Raw genomic sequence first — 19175 nt, forward strand, 5'->3', positions numbered from 1 at the left:
CTGTGCGAACCAATCCATCGTCAACTGTTGCTTTATTCCGTGTCGATCTCGTCCAAATGATCGGCATAATAACGAAGTGCCCGGTTAAATGTCTGAATCGAGGCGTCCGACGACGTCGCAGCAAGACTCTTGAGTAACCGACCGACAGCCTGATTGACTTGACCAAGGTTGTACTCCGTCATCGCGAGGAATGCTTGTAAGGCGTGGGCGTCTGGAAATTCAAGCAACGCGCTTCGGAAAACGCTTGATGCTTCTTTGAACTGACCGATGACGCGGTATGTACTGCCGAGCCCGATATAAGCTTGCAAGCGGTCCTCACCAGCAAGACCGAGCGCAAGTGCTTGTTCATAGTAGGGGACAGCAGCCTGTTCCTCACCAAGACTATCATGACACCAGGCCATCTGATAGAGGACCGTCGGATCGTTAGGGGCTGTTTCGACATACTGACGGACGAGTTCCTTTGCTGCTTCATACTGCCCTGTCTTTCGTAAGTGTTGGACTGATTCGAAATCAAACATCGTGTTTCCTCCTAATCGATTACTAAAAAACGGATCCGATCGCTTTTGACCGGATCCGTTCCATCGAACAGCTTAGACTGTTTTTTCAAGCTTCGTTAAGAGCGAACGGAACAACTCCAGTTCCTGATCCGAGAAGTCCTCAAAGACGTCTGCAAGGTAATCCATCTTCATCGACTCGAGTTTTTCGTAAAGCTCAATGCCTTTCGGTGTTGCCCGCAGTTCGACGACGCGACGATCGAGCTCGCTCCGCTCACGTGAGATCAACTCTTTTTTCGTCAATTCGTCTGCCAGAGCCGTAATCATGCTTGCTGAAAACTGGAACTCTTGTGAGAGCGCTGAAGCAATTTGTGGACTGTTCGCACAAAGTGATTTTAAGATGAAGAACTCGTTACGTGTCAAGTAAGTCGTAAACATGCTACGCACGTCCTTTTTGATCGCGCGGTAGTTCATCCGTAATCCTTTTTCCGTATCAACGATCAACTGATCGCGTAGTGCTACTTCTAGTGTAGTTGCCATGTATCCTTCACTCTTTCTATACCGTAGTTTCTTTCACTCGTGATTTAGTATAGTGAAAAATTTTAGTTTAATCAATATTTTTCTCTTGAATCATCTGACTCGACGACACGGGCGACTTGAGCGACGATTTCTTCGACGTTACGTAACTCCGGATAGAAACGGCGGAAGAAGTAGTCAATGCGGTGCGTATCTTCGCCAGCGATCGTCAATGCCATACAGATATAGGCGATCCCGATTCCTTGACGAGGCAAGAATGGGTTCGGCATGACCTTTGCACAACGTAAGGCGAGCGGACTATGTGTCGAGACCGCTTCAATCAGTTCACCGTACGTTCGGATATCGACGTAATGGAACATCCGAATCAGTTCGTTGATCAGTTGTTGATCGGAATCGAGCATCATCTGTGACGTGACGAGACGTTTGTCGAGTTCGCTGATGACGGGGGAATGATCGATGAAATAGTTCAAGTTATCTGCTGTGATCCGGACTTGATGTGGATCAGACAAGATTTGTTGGACCGTCTCATCTTCGAATTGTTTCAATTGCTTCTTGATGTTGACGAACTCCTGATCGGCGATCTCTAGAAGTCCTGCCACTCGACTGAAGCTGCGCCGGACTTCTGCTGGGACGCTGTTCGGATTTTTATATCCGAGATCATGCTCGATCTCGGCCCACGCATGTTGGAGGATCGAGCGGATCTGAATCTCTGCCGTATAGTCCTTGAAACGTCCATACTCGCTCAAGGCAAGCCGCTGTTCACTGAGTGACGCGACGAAGTGGACCGAGAGGTAACCAAATTCCGTCGTATCAAGCAAGGTCGACTTATCGACCGATTGATCGCGATCGATTGCGAACTCATTCTCGATGATTCGCGCCGCTTCCCGAACGTCGTCATGGAAATAAGTGACGATCCGGATCCCGGTCAAGTCATGGACGTCCTTGAGCGAACGGTATTTATTCGGTTGCCGTAAGACCTTTTGATACAGACTCTCGGAGTCTTTCGTCCGGGCGACGATTGAGTGGTACTTGATACCCGCTGCGTCTAACAGCTCGGACAGAAGCATCTTCAACTTGTCGGCATAGGCATCATATTCTTCCTTATCATTGACGTATTCGAGCATCATCGTATTTAAATCTTGTGATTGCACCGTTTCGCACCTTCCTCATCCTGTAGTCATCTAGCCATATTGTAGCACTCTGCTTCACTAAACGCACAAGAAGACCCTGTTTGAAGCAGTACGATTCGTGGGAAAAAGACAAGTAGTATGTGTTCAGGAGGAGATTGAAAATGGAAATAGTGGATGCCCGTGCTTTACCTGCCGATCATATGGATGTCTTGCATGTTACACCGTCGTCGATCTATTTTCGACGTCGCCTCGATGACGCCCGTTACCACATCAGTCGGTATGATCTTGAAGATCAAGAACAAGTCGATCTGACGCAGCAGGCTTTGACGGATCACGGACCGACCCGTCCGTTTGTTCGTCATGGAAAGGTCTATTGTCTGAATGAACATACGCAAGAGCAAGGCGGTGAGACGGAAGTGCTCGTCCTCGATCTCTTGTCCGGGAAACGCGAGCAGATTGCATCGTTTTACGTGGAAGGGGATTTGACGCTCTACTGGGTGCTCAATGAGAACTATCTCGTATTCTTGCAGACGACGGATACGACGTCCGCGTTTCTATATGACGTCAAGGACGAATCACGGCAGACGATTCGCGATCCACGGCTCTACGGGATGACGGAGAATTACCGGGAACTCTATTTCTTTCTCGTCACGCTCGAAGAGAAGGAGTACATCGTCTGTAACGCTCGGCTCGATGAGTTCTCGTTCTATGATGCCCTTGAAAGTGGTGTCATCTCACCAGAAGATCCGATTGATCACTCCGAAAGTCTGTTGATCGCACCACTGTCGACCTTGATTGAGGAGATTGAACAAGGTGTCGAACATTTATCATTTGCGACACTACTGAAATTAGATGGGGAAGGGGATACCGTCCAGTATCTCGGGGAACAAGAAGGACATCTCATCTTCAGTGCCTATACCGATCGTCTGAACGAAGAAATCTTTTACCGGATTGATACGGAAGCGAGTGTCGAAGAGGTCGCCCGGATCCAGTGGAGTGACTATGAACCGCTTGACTTCACATACGATGACGTTGAGTCGACGATCTTCATCGTTAATGACCGTTCCGAGCACCATCATGAAGTAATCAACTTACGCAACGGTGCCCGATTCCTTGATAAAGAACCGTTCGAACGTGTCTTACGCGGACGTTTCTATCTACACGAAGCGGTTGGAGACAACGCGGAACCAATGGTCACCGTCTATGACGCAGAACATAATGAACGCTATCGCTTCGAAGATGCCTATTATGTCACTGTGTCCGGGGAACTTGTCATCTTATCAGTCCATCAACTATAAAAAGGTGGGACTGACTCAAAAAAAGAATGACGCGTCTTTTCACGCCCTTTCCTCAGGCGAGACACAAGACCCGCTTTCCTGCCTTATTCAAGCAGGAAAGCGGGTCTTGTTTGTCTCTGACAGCGCAAAGATGCGCTTTTTCTGTAGGAGTAGCGTGTGACGCGTCATTCTTTTTGTTACGAGATAAGGTTGGCAGAATGATGATCTGCCAACCTTATCTTTGTAAAAACTGACTTTTGAATCAGTCCCGTCTGTATGAACATATAATTATTTCAGATACCATAATTTATATAAAAAACAAAAAAACCAGCCGAGAGTAAACCTCAGGCTGGCTAGAGATGCTACACTTATTCTGCGTCAGTCGTACGTGTGTAGACGTCAACTTGAATGTTTCCAGCAGTTGCACGTGAGTAAGGGCAGACCGTATGCGCGACTTTCGCAAGTTCAGCCGCCGCTTCTTCCGAGATCCCACGGACGAGAACATCGAGTTCGACGGAAAGCATGAATCCGTCAGCTGCTTCGTTTAATGTCACGTGTGCTGTGACTTCACTGCCATCGTGTTTGATCCCTTGTTTGCGAGCGACCATGTTCAAGGCAGAGTCGAAGCAAGCAGAATATCCTGCAGCAAAGAGTTGTTCTGGGTTCGTTGCTTGTTTTTTCGATCCTGGTACTGGCATTGCGAGGGCGACGTCAAGGATTCCGTCCTCCGATACGACGCGTCCGTCGCGACCTCCGACAGCTGTTGCAGATGATGTGAACATTGGTTTCATGTGTGTAACTCCCTTTCGTTGTTAGATTCAAATAAGTAGCTTACAATTAGATTGTATACAATTTAAATCGAAATGCAACTCGTTTGCTCACGATAGGAGGAATTTTTTATGAACCCGTTAGCTTTAGATGAACAACTCTGTTTTCCGTTTTATGCGATTTCGCGTGAGATCACGCGTCGTTATCGTCCGTTACTTGAACCCCTCGGTCTGACGTATCCACAATATCTCGTCATGCTCGTCGTCTGGGAGGAGGAGGGACAATCTCTTAAAGCCATCGGCGAACGGCTCCATCTTGACTCCGGTACGTTGACGCCGTTACTAAAGAAACTCGAAGCAGCAGATTTGTTGCGACGCGTCCGTAAGCCGGAAGACGAACGACACATCCAGATTTTTTTGACAGATGCCGGTCGTGCGTTACGGAAACAAGCAGAGACCGTTCCGCTTGATCTCGTCCAAACACTCGACGTCGATGAAGAAGACTTACGCGTCGTCAAAGCGGCACTGAATCGTCTCGTCATGAAAATGAGCGACCCGGATTAACCGGATCGCTCATTGTCTTATTTACGGCGGAAGCCTTCTTCTTCAAGATAATTCGCTGCTTCCTTATACGAGTTGAATGCACCGTCTAAAAGATCACCGGCGTAGACGAGCCACGTGTCGATGTCTTCATTGAGTAACGTCAATTCGAACTGGTTATCGTTGACCCATGTTTCTTCGAGTGTTTCGACCGATTGGACTGTTGAGAGTGCTTTGATTGCATCTTCTAATAAGAGAATTAAAGCAGGCTCTGAGAATTCACGGATGTTGACGAAACCTTTTTCGTCCGTTTCATAACCTGGTAGACCAGCGGCATAGACGAAGCCGTTACCGTTCGGATGTAAATGATAGACGAGATTCTTCTTCTCATACTGACTGTCCGGAAATTGGAAATTGACGCGCTTCAGCGAGACATCTTTTCGGACGAGTTGTGGGAAGGTCTCGATAATTCGTAGTTTTTCTTCAAAAGTTAACATGGTTCCTCCTTGGTGTTACAGTTCTTCACTTCTATATATGCGATGAAATCAAACAAAATGTCAACCGCTGTCTGAAACCAAGCGACGTTTTTAACCGTAAATGGAAACGAAAGGAAGTGTTTTTTGATGTCTACTGTACAATGGCATACGCTGCCAGAACGATCGATTCGAGCAGAACGGCTCGGATTGTTGCCGTTACATGGCTTAATCGCCGTCATCTTGATCGGAACGACGATTACTCAAGTCATGTGGCTCGACCTGACACCTTGGTGGATGGGCATCGTCGGTCTGCTTTGGCTGATCTATTTCATTCCCCGTATCGTCTACATACCCGTTCTTCGCTTGAAGTATATGCGTTACCGCATCGATGAGGAATTTCTCGTCGTCCGCAACGGCATCTTCTTCCGCCGCGAAGTCACCGTGCCGCTTGTCAAGGTGCAATTGATCGATAGCCAAACGGGACCGATCCTGCGTCGCTATGATTTGATCACACTGGATATTCGAACGGCATCCGGCTTCGTCACGTTAACTCGACTCGATCGTGCGCAAGGAGACGCGCTACGCACACAAGTCGAACGATTCGCGAAACTCGAGGAGCGGGAGGAGGAATCGTTATGACCCGGCGCGTCCACCCGCTGTTCATCGTGATGTCGAGTATCTCGATCATCCGCTCGCTCCTGATTCCGTTCGCCGCCTTGATTTTAAATGCGATCCGAAAAGGCGAGATCAACACCTATACGTGGATCGGGATCAGTGTCGGGATTGTGTTCGTCCTCTTATACGGGATCGCCTCCTGGTATTTCTATACGTTCACGATTGATGCCGAGACGATTCGGGTCCGCAAAGGAATTCTCCAAAAAAGTGAACGGACGACGCAACGTAAACGGATCGAGTCGATCGGCATTCAGCAAAACGTCATCGAAAGACTGTTGCGTCTTGCGACGTTGACCGTCGAGACATCGTCCGAGAGCGGAACACCGGAAGTCGAACTGAAGGGGATCCGACTTGATTTTGCGAAAGAACTGAAGTCGTCGATCAAAAACGAGGGACAGCTCGTCGTCGAAGAACAACAGGCGGAAGTCGCCTATACGATCCCCGTCCGCGATTTGGCATTAGCTGGTGCCTTGTCGGGACGCGTCGGACTAGCGCTCGTCGGGATCGGGACCGCTTATCAATTCATCGATCAGTTCATTGAACGTTATGTCGATCGACTGTTCTCGGAACTCGCTCATTTATCGTTGTTCGTCTTGACGGGACTTGGCGTACTCGTCTTACTCGTCATCTACATCGGCTCGATCATCGTCTATATCTTGAAATACGGTTCGTACCGTGCCATCTTGCAACACAACCGATTGTTGATCGGGTACGGGATGTTGAACCGGACCGAGGTCGCGTTTCATGCTGATAAGATTCAAGCCCTCGTCATTCAGGAAAGCTGGATTCAGCGTTTGATCGGACGAGCGAGTCTGTCCTTGCACATCATCTCGGCGACCGGAGAGAAGGAGCGACTGTTGCTCCATCCGTTCATCCGGACGAACGAGATTGATCCGTTTCTGGCGACGTATCTGCCGCGCTTTCGTCAGTTCAGTCCGCAGCATGAAGTCGCACCGATCGGTTTTCGCTACCGGGTTCGTTGGCCGTTACTCGGTTATGCGCTGTTGTTTACTGCATTAAACAGTGTTGTCATCATCGTCCTTGATTCCTCATGGCGCTTCTTGATCTTGCTTCTGTTCATCTGGTTACCGTTCTATTACTTCGCTGTGCGCAGCGGTTACCGAAAGACCCGTTTCGGAACCGGCCACGATCTCTTGATGTTACGCAAACAATGGGTCCAAAAAGAGACCGTCTATACGCCACGACTGAAAATCGAGGAATTGACCTGGTCCGTTTCTCGCTGGCTCGAAGCAAAGGAGATTGCCCGGATTGAGATTCAACTACGGGGCAATACTGCTTTTAACGCGCTTTATTTTGAACGAACGGATATCGATACCTTACAGCGCTGGTATAAACAATCGTTCCTTTCGACCCCGTTAGCAGGGGAAGTGAAAACCGACGACGAATAAGGAAAGACTCACTGTCGGAAAGGAAGCGAAGCACATGCGCAAATGGGGAATCGGCATCGTGTTGCTCGTCACGTGTCTGCTACTGTTCATCGTCTATGATGGATACCGGATGCAAGAAACATTGATCGGTCAGTCGGACGCTTCTCCGATTCTGAAGACGACGAGAACGGACGGACAGGTGACGAAAGACGAGACATGGTTCAAACAAACGAGCGAGACACAGCAATGGTCGAAGGACGGGCTCGTCCGCTTCGGTCGTTATCTACCGGTTGACGGTAGCAAACAGACAGTCCTCCTCGTCCCGGATGAGATGATGTTTTCACAGACCGGTGTTTATGCACTTGCCCGCTATTACCATGAGGCGGATTTTAATGTCTTACTCATCGAACGGCGTGGTCAGGATCGTAGCGGTGGCGTCCGGAATTACGGTTGGCTCGATCGACTGGATGCCTTGGAATGGACGAAGCGCTTGCTTGCTGAAAACGGAGACGATACACGGATCGTCTATCATGGACTCGGTGTCGGCGCATCGACCGTCTTACTCGCTTCTGGCGAGACCGTACCTACACAAGTCCGGGCGATCGTTGCTGAAGGAGCTTACGCCCGACTCGACGACTGGTTCAGTCTACTCGCGGATGAACAAATCCTTTACCCGGCACTGCCGTCTCTGACGGTCGCGAGCATGTGGAACAAAGGCGAGCAGGATTTCTTTTATGGCGACGTCTCGGTGACGCGCCAAGCAACGAAGAGTCGGGTTCCGACGATGTTCATCCACGGACTGAAGGACGATCTCGTCCCGGTTCGGATGATGTACGAACTGTATCAAGCAAAAACGGGATTAAAACAATTGTATCCGGTTCGCGATGCCGGTCATGACGAGACGTATACGATGGACCCGGACAACTACGAAAAACGATTACGCTTATTCCTGCAACCGTACTTGCGGGAGATGTAAAGAAGGGAAGACTGATGCATGCAGACGACACAATCATCCTACTACTGGGTCGGATCCGACGAACCATTCGTTGACACGAAGCAGATTGACCAGATTGGTCGGGTGACGCTCGGTCGATTCGGAGGCTGCTCAAGAAGCGGTCAATATAAAAACGAAGACGGGGCTGCCATCTTGATCGGCGACGATTGGGAGATGACCGTCGTCTTAGACGCTCATAAGACAGCGGATAGTGCAGCACTTGTCTTAGAGCACCTGGCGCAACATGAGTCGCGTATTCGAGATGATCTAGATGCCCCACTCACTGAAGCGTTCAGTCGAATTGAGACGACCATGTTGGATCTCTTTCAAGATCCCGACTTCATAGCGGCATGCGCAACGTTACAAGGGGAGACCGCCTGTCTGATTGCCGTTCGCAAAGGGCGCTTCATCTGGTGGTTATCCATTGGTGATGTCGTCTTGTACCTGTTTCATCCAGAGTTGATGAACATGGGACAAGCTGCTTTAAACCAGCGTCAATTCTATGAATGGATCGGTCGTGCAAATACGTTTGCCTTACCGGTACCAAGTTACGCGCGTGGGATCCGCGAATTGCGTCAAGGTGAGAACCAATTGTTCGTGACGACGGATGGTTTGCTTGAGTGCCCGGGAACCCCATATGCTGACGCGTTGCAGATCGAGAAAACTTTACGATCAGGTGGTGTCAAAGAACTTCTCTCGACGATCGAGGCACAGGGCGTTCGTGACAGCACGACCGTCGTCACGTGGAGGGTCACGATTGAGGAACACGCCACGCGACCAAGCGATACATAACACACCCCGCGTTCCTCTTGGAGCGCGGGGTGTTGTCATTCTATTTCAGTTGGTTGTTCCTGCTGCTGATCAAGTTCGATCGGTTCTTGGTCGACCGGTGTTTTGGCTTCAATCAATGGGAAGGCGATGCCCGCACTGGTCAACAAGGTGATCAAAGCGGCGCTCGTCAATGTTTGGCGCATGATCCGACACGTCCTTTCTATCTGATTCCGACACTATATTTTAATAATTCTGAACATTTTTCATCGTTTCGTCAAGCAATCTTTTACTTCCACTACGTATTTTTCCCAAAAACCCAGTATACTTAAACATGAAAAAGGGGGAAATCGATTGAAATTAACGAAAGCCAACACACGTTTATTAGAAACCGTTTTACCACGATTGAATCTGAACGTTTCAGAACCGGACCGGACGGAAATTGAAGACCGTCTGCGGGCAGATATCTACGAAGCCCAGCGGAAGCAGCGTCCATTCGAAGAGATTCACGGTCGATCCGTCGAAGCACGCCTCGATCAGATGATCGCTGAGTTACCACAACGACATCGGATGGAGACGCAAAAACGCTGGACACGAAACTATGTCTCCTCAATTCTGATGTTCATCTTCATCGAAGGGATCGACGGATTGTTCCAATTCGCCCTGATCGATTACTTATTCTTCTCAATCATCGCTCTTTTCTTGATCGATGCGATGTCACAAGTCATCACGGCACCTAAGATCAAACAAGTCAAACCGCGGGTGTGGATTCAATTCGTCATCAGTTTCATTTTATTCTCAACCTATAAGGCACTGCTCGTGACGGTCTTCCCGGCACCGGACGTCTTGATTCAAGTCAGCGGAATGCCGTCTTATCTCATCGGCATCGCGGGACTCGTTGGTCTCTACATCTACTGGTCAAAGAATCCGTTACGAAAACGCGGCGCATAATTCGCGAGAGGGGATGGTTGCGTGGAGTTCACACATTGGAAACGACGGTTGCAAGATCATTTCGAACGAATGGGCTTTTCCTTACTGACGGAACGCCTAGCGATGCAAGACATGGTCAAACTCGAAGCGACACATGGTGCCTTCCTGTTCTTCCCGGTGACGATTCATCTCTATGAACGGTCCGGCTGGAAGATGGTCGCGTTTGAGGCAGAGACGGGGGAGGATCCGCAACTCGTCGAGCAGCAGATTGCCTCGTTGTTCCAACTCTTGATGGTGACGTTCCAAGAAGAAGAGCGCGAGTTCTTACTCGGATTTCATGCGAATACCGGTCGTTACCTGACGGACCGTAATGCACCCGTCGGACGGCTCGTCCGTCTGATCGAAGAGTGCTGGTATGACGGTGACGTCCTGCGAGTCGACACATTCGATCCGTTTCCGGGACTGTTCGTCGCACCACCTTTTGCCCATCAAAGTTATGCCTTCATGCCGGAAGAACGGACGTGGCGCTTATCCGTCGGGCGTACTGGACGTCCGGCGAACGATTATCGTTTCGACGGAACGATTTTGTCCCCACACCGCTTACCGGAATCGGAATTATTTACTGTGACACCAAAGTCGGTACCGTTAGAGGATGAAGAGGCGATCCGAAACTTACTGGAAACGGAACGACAGACGATTGCTAAGTTCCATGATCGTGCCATGGCGACGATTCAGGCGTACGACCCATCATTTGGTTTTGCTTGGCGCGGGACGCAGACATTTTTCCACGGTGTTCCGGTCAATCCATTCGCACAGCGCTTGTGGCTCGAGAACGGCGTGACGCGTTACCGGATTCTACAACAAGGATCGACGCGATTGCTTGCTTCCGGTGAGACTTGTGACGCTGTCATCGAAATGCTCGATGCTGCCGTCAGCAGTGAAGAACCGGATGGTCTATCCGTCAGTCCGATTGGTCAACTGATCCTCGGGATTTGGCAACAGATCGAGTCGGACGAAGCGACGTATATCACGAACGTCGATTGCCGCGGCATCTCGCGTACACAAGCCGATAACCGGATCCGCCACGCGCTAGCACGACAAGAGACGATCGAGTGGGTGCACCGGGCACCGAACGAAGATGATATTTGTCGCTTTGCCGGTCTGACGTTGACCTTCCCGCATCGTCCACCGGGTGTCATCACGATTGAACGAACGGAAGCAGAATAACACGAACAGGCACGTCCGCCAGTAAGCAGACGTGCCTGTTCGTTTTTTTAGTGCGCGTGCTGTGACAATCGATTAAAGACGACGGACAGACTGTAATAGATCATTGCTGTCAGAGCAGCGATCGTAAAAGAAAGCGGCAGGTCAAATGCGTCCTTCGTCGTCAAGAGAATCAGGAGACTCGCGATCACGATACCGTACACTCCGTAACCGAGGACTGTCGGCACATACACTAATGTCGTCGATGACCGGTTGATGATCATGCCGATAAGGAAGTCGAGTAAGAAGCCGGACAGCAAGATGATCGGCAAGGCGAATAAGAAAATATTGAACCGAATGAATCATACATCGTATCCGATGTCCGATCTCGGAGCGGTGTATAGGATATGTATGCTAGGACGGTGCAAACGAGCGTGGTGGTCAAGATGACGGCAAGTAATCGTTTCAACATCAAGGTTCCTCCTTTATTTTCCTTTTTGAGTATATCAATCTTCATCAAAAAACACACCCTACTGGAGGATGTGTCAAATGATCTATATTCCGAGTGACGCGATCAACCGTCGCACGTCCTGATCCGCTTGTTTAGGTGTTAAAATCAACAGTTGATCGTCTACGAGGACACGTGTCTGACCACGCGGCGTCAAGATTTCATCTTCACGAATGATCGCAACGACGAGCACATCCTGGGGCATCTCGATATCCTGTAACGTTCTTCCGGCAATCACACTGTTTGTCGAGACCCTGACCTCGATGATCTCCGCTTGCGGATGCGTGACGGTCATGAATTTCAGGAACGGTTCGACCGTCGTGTCGGGCTGTGTCTCTAGCCCCATTCGCCGGACGATCCACGGCAAGGCCGTTCCTTGCAAAAGAGCAGACGTCATGACGGTGAAGAAGACGATATTGAAAAGAAGCGGCGCTTCAGAAAGACCACTCGAAAGCGGATAGGTCGCGAGAATGATCGGAACGGCGCCCCGTAATCCGGCTGCCGTGATGACACTCTGTTCTTTGACCGTGTACCGAAACGGAAGCAACGACAAGACGACGGCAAGTGGACGAGCGAGCAGGATTAACGTCAGGACGATGACGGCCGAGACGAACAAGGTCCGAGGATCGAGTAATTGTTTTGGAAAGACGAGCAGTCCGAGCATGATGAACATGCCGATCTCTGCTAGATGCGACAAGCTACCACTAAATCGTTTGAGCGTCTCGCGGTAGATCATATCATGATTGTTGATCCAGATTCCGGTCAGATAGACGGCGAGAAACCCACTGGCGTGCAAAATCGTCGCGAGACCATACGAGAAGAGCGCCCCACTGAACAGAAGCGTCGGATAAAGGGCGGACGATGGCAACTCGATCCGGTTCAGCAGTTGCGTGACGAGATACCCGATCGCAAGACCAACTAGTGTCCCAAGTCCCATCTCGTAGATGAAGGAAAGAATACCCGCACCAATCGAGAACGATTCCGGTGCCAATGCAAACGATGTGAATAAGATCGTGAGAAAGACAGCCATCGGGTCATTCGTTCCAGACTCCGCTTCAAGCGTATGTTTGACCTTAGCATCGACCGGTCGTCCACTTAACAGAGAAAAGACAGCCGCCGCATCGGTTGAGCCGACGAGTGCGCCGATCAGTAACGCGACCGGCCAAGAAAAATCAAGCAGATAATGTGCGACGAAAGCGATGATTCCTGTCGTTGCGAGGACTCCGATGGTCGCGAGCGACAGGGCGGCGGGGAGAATCTTTCGGAAATGTGTCCATTTTGTATGCAAGCCGCCGTCAAATAGAATCAAGACGAGCGCCATTGTCCCATAGAGACGCGCTTGTTCAAAATCACCGAAGTTGATGATTCCTGAAACGTCGGACCCTGCGACGATACCGATAACGACGAATAGGATCAACGTCGGTACATTTAACCGGACAGCGAACTTCGTCGTGATGATTGCAATCAGTAATAGTGTGCCTGCGACGAACAAAATCGTACCTTCTTCCATCCCACCACCTCTTTCTTGATGACATGCTCTCTTCTTAGTATACGTTATTTTTCGAAAATTTCGAAAAATAACACCAAAATAAGGTGTATAAACGAATAGAAAAAGGAAAACTAGAAGCAGGACTAGTGCGTTCAAAATGGAACATCAAGGAGGAAGAGGGATGAACATCTGTATCGTCACGGGTGCCAATTCTGGTATGGGAATGGTCACGATTCAAGAATTACTGGAGCGGGGAGATCGTGTCATCGCGACCGTCCGGTCTCAGAAAAAAGCGACGGCACTCGTTCAACTGTTGCGGGAAAACGGTGTATCGCATACACAACTGGAAATCGAGATCGTTCAACTCGATCAACTGGACTCCGTCCGTCGTTTTGCGGATCGCCTGTTCGACATGGTGGGTCGAATCGACCGTTTGATCCTAAATGCTGGAGTCATGGTACCGCCGTATCATGTCACGAAGGACGGTTTTGAATCGCAATTCCAAGTCAATTACTTGAGTCACTTCTACTTGATCGAGCGATTGTTACCTTTACTCGAAAAAGGACAAGATCCGCGCGTCATCTCGATTTCCTCTCTCGCCGGTGAAGGCGGCTTGATCCGGACCGACGTCGAACTTGAGGCGATCGCGCACGTCAAAAAAGAACATTACAGCCCGATGCGTTCTTACCGCGAATCGAAGCTCATGCAAATGATTCATATGCGTGAGCTAGCTGAAAAGCACGGCGACCGGATCACGTTCGTCAGCGTCCACCCGGGGATCGTCAATACGGATCTGTTCTATCGCGGCAAGTACGGCAAAGTGATGAAGACGTTACTCAAACCAGTCGCGCAAGTCGGATACTGGACCGGAAAACTTTATACACCGGAATACGGTGCGAAGACGGCGCTCTATCTCGCAACAACCGACGACCCACTTGACAACGGCGGCTATTATGCGGATTCCGCTCCTCGACTCAGCAATCCGATCGTCGAAGATGACGAGTACCGGGCACAAGCACGGAATTTGTCGCGCCGCTGGGTCGAATTATCCTGAACGCCAAAAAAACGACCGGCTCGTGGGAAGCCGGTCGTTTACCGTTGTGACGACTGGGGGTCAGATCACTCCTAAAGAATACGTTACATCGAAATAAAATTGTGGAATATGAAAAAAATCACAAAATAATGGGCAAACATGAAATCTTGAAGCAAAAAGGTTTTCTTCTCGCTTCGCATTCGTTAGGATAGAGAAGAATTTTTTTGTAACAGGAGGAATAACATGATACGACAAGCTACATCAAAAGACGTTCGAAACATCGCAACCCTACTTGAGCAAAAAGCGCTCTCCCTCAAAGCCGGTGGCAGTAGCCAGTGGTCTGCTTATCTTGAGCAAGACATCGAGCAACTCGTCGTGCGAGATTTAGAAGCCGGTCGCCTGTATGTCTTTGAGGATCAGAACGAGCTGCTTGGTTCCGTTGCCCTGCTTCCTTCGCTCGAATGGGATCAATCCTTGTGGGATGATGTAGAAGGTCTGTATATCCATCGAATCGTCGTCAGCGACCGCGCAAAAGGACGTGGAGTCGGTCGGAAACTGCTGGAACATGCGATTGCTGTGACAGAGGACGAAGGGGAAATCCTACGACTCGACTGTGTCGCTTCAAACGAGTTTCTCAATGCGTATTACACGTCATTCGGCTTCGTCCATCAAGGAACACGGGACGGGTTCGCGATTTACGAGTATGAACGCATCGAAGCGACAGCCTGAAGCGGTTCAATCAAGACAACGGTCGTTTCGTTTGGTATGGTAAGAGAAAAAGAACGGTTCAAGGAGTGATCGGATGCGATTGAATATCGGCTTCATCGGCTTTGGCAAAAGTACGACCCGTTACCATTTACCGTACGTGATGATCGAGGACAACTATCACGTCACCTGGATTTACAATCGGAAGGAAAAACCGGAGCTGTTCGCGTCCTATCAGGATCAACTGCCAGATGCACGTTTTACGACGGATGTGTCTGAGATGCTCGCTGACCCGGCACTTGATGTCGTCGTCATCAATACACCACCGGCTACCCATTTCGAATACGCGTTGCTCGCCTTGCAACATCAAAAGCATGTTCTCGTCGAAAAGCCGTTTACCGTGACTGAAGAGGAGACGAAGCGTTTATTTGCGGAAGCACATGCGCAAGGCGTCAAGATTCTCGCCTATCAAAACCGACGTTACGACAGCGACTTCCAAGTCGTCGCGCAAATCATCCGGTCCGGGAAACTTGGTCGTCTCGTCGAGGTCGTCTCGCAATTTGATCTATTCCGCCCAGAAGCGGCGTCAGCTGATGCGCGTCACGAAAACGGTGCGCTTTACGGACTCGGTGTTCATACGCTCGATCAAATCATCGCTTTGTTCGGAAAACCGGACAAGGTCGCCTTTGACGTGCGCAGTGTTCGACTGCCGCATAATCCAGACGACGCGTTTGCGATTGATCTCTATTATCCGGAGCTGAAAGTCAGTGTTCGGACGAGTCACGTCGCGCTTGCTCCGGCACCGAGGTGGATGTTACACGGAACGAACGGTACGTTCATCAAACAACACGTCGATCGGCAAGAGCTCGACCTGAAAGCGAACTACTTCCCGGGAGAAGAGGGGTTCGGTGAGGATTCGGAAGACGATTACGGTCGTTTGATTTATCATGATGAACACGGTCACTTACAAGACGTCCGGATTCCGAGTCCCGTCGGTGATTACGGCAAGCTGTACCGTGCCTTTTACCGTAGTATCGTCGAAGATGCACCGCTTCCGGTGAAAGAAGAGGATACCTTGTTTGTTGCCCATCTGCTCGAACAGGCTTTTGCGCAACCGTCACCTTATATCTTGACGATCCAAAATTAAATTTTAATTTGATTGCAGGTTGATGACAACTCGACTGTGCCCATAGGCATGGTCGGGTTTTTTTGATATAAAGAACAGGTGCATTCCTTATTTTTCAGATTTTTCTAAAGAAATGTTGATTATTTTTTCAAAAAGTTGGGAATAAGGGAATGTCTCACCAAATTTAAACATAGGGGGTCTATCATGAAACGATTCTTATCCGCATTGCTCGTAGCGGTTGTCATCGTTGGCGTACTCAGCCCTTCGTTGATCGCTGAGGCCGCGACGAAGTTGACCGTGACGACGGATGTCTTACGCGTCCGCGAGAAACCGTCGACATCGAGTAAGATTCTCGGTAACGTCTACAAAGGGAACGTCTACACATCAAAGGGAACGTCCGGCAGCTGGTATAAAATCAGCTACAAATCCCGCACAGGCTACATACACAAGAACTACGTCAAATCGTCTTCGTCGAAATATACGTCGACAGGAACGAAGTATACGACGGTCGGCACACTTAACGTCCGGACGGGTGCTGGAACGAAGTATAAGGTCGTAGGACAGCTGAATAAAGGGGTTGCCGTTGCGACATACGGCACGTCAGGGAGCTGGACACGGATTCTCTACAAGGGAAGCTACCGCTATATCTCGACGCAATACGTTTCGAAGTCAAAACCATCGACGACGACGAAGCAGTTAAACGTTCCGTACTACAACCAATATTCACTCGGGTATCCATCTGGCTGTGAGTTCGTCTCGTTGAAGATGGCACTCGAATACAAGAAAAAAGCCGTTTCTGCTGCGTCACTCTATAATCAAATGCCGAAAAGCATGAAGAACGCGACGTATAAAAACGGGAAGTATTACTGGGCAGATCCACAAAAGATGTTCACAGGTAATCCCGCTGGAACGCTCGACTACTACAAGAACTGGGGAATCTATCCGAAAGGAATTCTACCTCTCGCTAAAAAATACCGCAACGGGTCCGTTGATATCTCAAAACAAGGTGTTTCAAAGATTGAGAGTGAGATCCGTAGCGGAAACCCGGTCATCGTCTGGGCAACGGTCGATTTCAAAAATCCATACGGTTATTTCTCTTGGATTAAACCAGACGGTAAAACATTCACAGGGTACCGTAATTATCATGTCATGCTTGTGACGGGTGTCTCGAGCGGTTCGTTCTACGTTTCAGATCCATATCGTGGCAAGTATAGTGTCAGTCGCTCGCAGTTCACATCCGTTTTCAATCAAACGGGACAATATGCGTTATCTGTTCGTTAATTCCTCATCCGGTCGCCCCGACGCGACCGGATTTTTGTCATTTTCAGGCATATTGATACGAAAACTACTGTAAAATGAAGGAGTTCACCTGCTAGGTGTGTAAAAGAATGACAATGTATCCATGAAAGGAAGTGAAGAGATGGAAGATCCACGGATCACGCGTCTCGAGCAGGAGGTCGAAGCGTTACGCCAACGCGTGGCTGCCCTTGAAGGACAGCACACTTCGTCTGTCGCACCTGAACCGAGCGAACCAGAAGTAAGTACAGTCGCCCGCCCAGCTCCGCGCCCTGCTTATACGAAACGAAAACCGGTTGTTCCTCCACCAACATTTAAGGAAAAACGCTCCCGCGAAGACTGGGAACAGGTCATCGCGACCGTTTGGTTACCCCGGATTGGAGCCATATTCGCCGCACTTGGGGCTTTGTTCCTCTTTTCCTACGCCTCGGTTGCCGGTCTGATCAGTCCGCCTGTCCGCATCGGAAGTGGGGTATTGATCGGTTTACTCGTCATCGCCCTTGGAGAATACCAGTATGAGAAGAAACGACGTGAGCTCGGGGTCGGACTCGTCGCGACCGGTACGATCGTCGCCTTGGCGGCACTGTTCGCCGGGATGGCCTTATATCAATTCTATCCACCATCTTTAGCCTTCTTACTTGAGCTCGTCGTCGTCTTCATCGCGTACGGTTTGATGCTCTGGATGCGATCGCAAGCCTTGCTCGTCCTCGTATCCATCACCGGCTTCTTATTACCGTATCTGCAATTATCAGATAATCCAAACTTACCGCTTTTCTTATTGTACGAAGTCATCCTCTTCGCAGCGATCTTCTTTGCGGTTGACCGACTGAAGGCAAAAAAAGCGTTTGTCTTCGCTTGGGTGATCTTTACGATCGCACTCGCGTTCGGTCTACTCTCGTTAGAGCTCTACTGGCTTGATGAACAGGTACCACGACTTGATGAATGGTCTCTCTTACTTGCGACATTCTTCGGCTACGGTGCGACTTCCTTCGTCGGAAAACGGATTCAGTTTGAGAAGAACGTCCCAAGTTGGCTCGCTGGGGGTGTCGTCTTACTGACGTTACTGATCCTTGACTGGTCGTTCGGTACGCTGATCGCGATTCTGTTCGCTGGCACTGCCTATCTGCTCGCTGAACGATTGAAGGATCTCGCTCAAAACGGTGTCGGTCACGTCGCCTTACTCGTCGCCGTCCTCTTGATTCCGGCAGATGCCCTCAGCTGGACGTATCAACTGCGCTACTTTTTGATTGCTGGATTAATCGCTGCATTCTGGTTCGTTCCACGAGCGCGAATGCCACACCAACGGTTATTTAACGTCGGATTGTATGTCGTCTTCATCTTCTCGGCTGTCGTTGACTATGAAACCTATCAAAACCTAGGTTTATCCTACGCCTTGACCGTTCTAGCGATGGTCCTAGCTTCGACGGCGTTCGTCTTACTCCTCGTTCAGACACATCGTGATCCGAGGTGGAAAGGGTCGTGGCAACTCGTACTTGTCCTAGCGGCAATCGGTGTTTTTACGACCTATACGTTGATCATCATGGAGTTACCGTTCTATCGCGGTCTTGAAGAGACAGCGCGTAGTACGACGTTATCCGCGGCTTATATCGTCCTTGCCCTCGTGCTCGTCGCGATCGGTCGGATGCGGACGTCGTCGACATGGCGGTTATCCGGGTTGTTGCTCCTGACGATCAGTGCCGTCAAGCTTTTATTGTTTGACTTGTCATTCCTCACCTTGTTCCAAAAAGCGTTCGTCTTCATTGGCTTTGGGATTGTCACGTTCATTATTTCACGGACCTATTTCAAAAAACGAAAAAAAAATACCTGACAAAGCGCTTG

Annotated in this window: 21 protein-coding genes; 13 read left to right on the forward strand and 8 right to left on the reverse strand. The window is 49.7% G+C overall.

What is annotated here, in order from left to right:
• Positions 1 to 32: 32 nt before the first annotated feature.
• The 3 genes from ACY2IG_RS08445 to ACY2IG_RS08455 form a co-directional block, all read right to left on the reverse strand.
• Positions 33 to 518 carry a tetratricopeptide repeat protein gene (locus ACY2IG_RS08445; RefSeq protein WP_056061357.1) on the reverse strand — a complete coding sequence of 162 codons (486 nt, stop codon included), beginning with the start codon at positions 516 to 518 and terminating at the stop codon, positions 33 to 35.
• A gap of 72 nt (positions 519 to 590) precedes the next feature.
• On the reverse strand, positions 591 to 1034 hold the full coding sequence (locus ACY2IG_RS08450) for a MarR family winged helix-turn-helix transcriptional regulator (RefSeq protein ID WP_035408025.1): 444 nt from the start codon (positions 1032 to 1034) through the stop codon (positions 591 to 593).
• Positions 1035 to 1105: 71 nt separating this feature from the next.
• Entirely contained in the window at positions 1106 to 2182 is a 1077-nt protein-coding gene (locus ACY2IG_RS08455) for a GTP pyrophosphokinase (RefSeq protein WP_235514003.1), read from the reverse strand.
• Between the two features lie 140 nt (positions 2183 to 2322).
• Here ACY2IG_RS08455 and ACY2IG_RS08460 point away from each other — a divergent pair, with 140 nt between their 5' ends.
• Positions 2323 to 3459: a Six-bladed beta-propeller, TolB-like protein gene (locus ACY2IG_RS08460; RefSeq protein ID WP_462617711.1), complete on the forward strand. Its 1137-nt coding sequence runs from the start codon at positions 2323 to 2325 to the stop codon at positions 3457 to 3459.
• A gap of 347 nt (positions 3460 to 3806) precedes the next feature.
• Here ACY2IG_RS08460 and ACY2IG_RS08465 read toward each other — a convergent pair whose 3' ends face one another.
• The gene (locus ACY2IG_RS08465) at positions 3807 to 4229 is read right to left on the reverse strand and encodes an organic hydroperoxide resistance protein (RefSeq protein WP_023468292.1); all 423 of its coding nucleotides are present in this window, start codon (positions 4227 to 4229) and stop codon (positions 3807 to 3809) included.
• Between the two features lie 108 nt (positions 4230 to 4337).
• Between ACY2IG_RS08465 and ACY2IG_RS08470 the strand changes: the two genes are divergently transcribed.
• Positions 4338 to 4769, forward strand: a complete 432-nt coding sequence (locus tag ACY2IG_RS08470) for a MarR family winged helix-turn-helix transcriptional regulator (protein ID WP_023468293.1) — start codon at positions 4338 to 4340, stop codon at positions 4767 to 4769.
• A 17-nt stretch (positions 4770 to 4786) separates the two neighbouring features.
• Here ACY2IG_RS08470 and ACY2IG_RS08475 read toward each other — a convergent pair whose 3' ends face one another.
• Positions 4787 to 5242 carry a hypothetical protein gene (locus ACY2IG_RS08475; RefSeq protein ID WP_023468294.1) on the reverse strand — a complete coding sequence of 152 codons (456 nt, stop codon included), beginning with the start codon at positions 5240 to 5242 and terminating at the stop codon, positions 4787 to 4789.
• A 126-nt stretch (positions 5243 to 5368) separates the two neighbouring features.
• Here ACY2IG_RS08475 and ACY2IG_RS08480 point away from each other — a divergent pair, with 126 nt between their 5' ends.
• From ACY2IG_RS08480 to ACY2IG_RS08495, 4 genes are read left to right on the forward strand one after another with little or no spacing between them, the layout of a single operon-like run.
• On the forward strand, positions 5369 to 5860 hold the full coding sequence (locus ACY2IG_RS08480; RefSeq protein ID WP_056061365.1) for a PH domain-containing protein: 492 nt from the start codon (positions 5369 to 5371) through the stop codon (positions 5858 to 5860).
• Positions 5857 to 7305 carry a PH domain-containing protein gene (locus ACY2IG_RS08485; protein WP_462617712.1) on the forward strand — a complete coding sequence of 483 codons (1449 nt, stop codon included), beginning with the start codon at positions 5857 to 5859 and terminating at the stop codon, positions 7303 to 7305. Before ACY2IG_RS08480 ends, ACY2IG_RS08485 begins: the two co-directional genes overlap by 4 nt.
• Positions 7306 to 7339: 34 nt before the next feature.
• The gene (locus ACY2IG_RS08490) at positions 7340 to 8260 is read left to right on the forward strand and encodes an alpha/beta hydrolase (RefSeq protein ID WP_462617713.1); all 921 of its coding nucleotides are present in this window, start codon (positions 7340 to 7342) and stop codon (positions 8258 to 8260) included.
• A gap of 18 nt (positions 8261 to 8278) precedes the next feature.
• Positions 8279 to 9070 (forward strand): protein phosphatase 2C domain-containing protein, encoded by a 792-nt coding sequence (locus ACY2IG_RS08495; RefSeq protein ID WP_462617714.1) that lies wholly within the window; start codon positions 8279 to 8281, stop codon positions 9068 to 9070.
• 35 nt (positions 9071 to 9105) lie between these two features.
• On the opposite strand, the gene ACY2IG_RS08500 is transcribed toward ACY2IG_RS08495, so the two are convergent.
• The gene (locus ACY2IG_RS08500; RefSeq protein ID WP_462617715.1) at positions 9106 to 9252 is read right to left on the reverse strand and encodes a hypothetical protein; all 147 of its coding nucleotides are present in this window, start codon (positions 9250 to 9252) and stop codon (positions 9106 to 9108) included.
• A 148-nt stretch (positions 9253 to 9400) separates the two neighbouring features.
• Here ACY2IG_RS08500 and ACY2IG_RS08505 point away from each other — a divergent pair, with 148 nt between their 5' ends.
• Together ACY2IG_RS08505 and ACY2IG_RS08510 are read left to right on the forward strand one after the other, a co-directional pair.
• A complete protein-coding gene (locus ACY2IG_RS08505) occupies positions 9401 to 9997 on the forward strand; it encodes a DUF1129 family protein (protein WP_462617716.1) in 597 nt (198 codons plus the stop codon).
• A gap of 21 nt (positions 9998 to 10018) precedes the next feature.
• The gene (locus ACY2IG_RS08510; RefSeq protein ID WP_462617717.1) at positions 10019 to 11203 is read left to right on the forward strand and encodes a hypothetical protein; all 1185 of its coding nucleotides are present in this window, start codon (positions 10019 to 10021) and stop codon (positions 11201 to 11203) included.
• A 47-nt stretch (positions 11204 to 11250) separates the two neighbouring features.
• Here the strand turns inward: ACY2IG_RS08510 and ACY2IG_RS08515 are convergent, their stop codons facing one another.
• A complete protein-coding gene (locus ACY2IG_RS08515) occupies positions 11251 to 11511 on the reverse strand; it encodes a hypothetical protein (protein ID WP_462617718.1) in 261 nt (86 codons plus the stop codon).
• Positions 11512 to 11733: 222 nt separating this feature from the next.
• The gene (locus ACY2IG_RS08520; protein WP_462617719.1) at positions 11734 to 13197 is read right to left on the reverse strand and encodes a potassium/proton antiporter; all 1464 of its coding nucleotides are present in this window, start codon (positions 13195 to 13197) and stop codon (positions 11734 to 11736) included.
• A gap of 160 nt (positions 13198 to 13357) precedes the next feature.
• On the opposite strand from ACY2IG_RS08520, the gene ACY2IG_RS08525 reads away from it, so the two are divergent.
• The 5 genes from ACY2IG_RS08525 (at position 13358) to ACY2IG_RS08545 (ending at position 19164) form a co-directional block, all read left to right on the forward strand.
• Complete coding sequence (locus tag ACY2IG_RS08525; RefSeq protein WP_462617720.1) at positions 13358 to 14230, forward strand: SDR family NAD(P)-dependent oxidoreductase; 873 nt, start codon at positions 13358 to 13360, stop codon at positions 14228 to 14230.
• 222 nt (positions 14231 to 14452) lie between these two features.
• Positions 14453 to 14938, forward strand: coding sequence for a GNAT family N-acetyltransferase (locus ACY2IG_RS08530; protein ID WP_329468254.1), 486 nt, complete (start codon positions 14453 to 14455; stop codon positions 14936 to 14938).
• A gap of 73 nt (positions 14939 to 15011) precedes the next feature.
• Positions 15012 to 16061, forward strand: a complete 1050-nt coding sequence (locus ACY2IG_RS08535) for an oxidoreductase (protein ID WP_462617721.1) — start codon at positions 15012 to 15014, stop codon at positions 16059 to 16061.
• A gap of 183 nt (positions 16062 to 16244) precedes the next feature.
• On the forward strand, positions 16245 to 17321 hold the full coding sequence (locus ACY2IG_RS08540; protein WP_462617722.1) for a C39 family peptidase: 1077 nt from the start codon (positions 16245 to 16247) through the stop codon (positions 17319 to 17321).
• Positions 17322 to 17460: 139 nt separating this feature from the next.
• On the forward strand, positions 17461 to 19164 hold the full coding sequence (locus tag ACY2IG_RS08545) for a DUF2339 domain-containing protein (protein WP_329468259.1): 1704 nt from the start codon (positions 17461 to 17463) through the stop codon (positions 19162 to 19164).
• The last annotated feature ends 11 nt before the right edge of the window (positions 19165 to 19175 follow it).

It is taken from the genome of Exiguobacterium sp. EF_C8 (assembly GCF_054956715.1).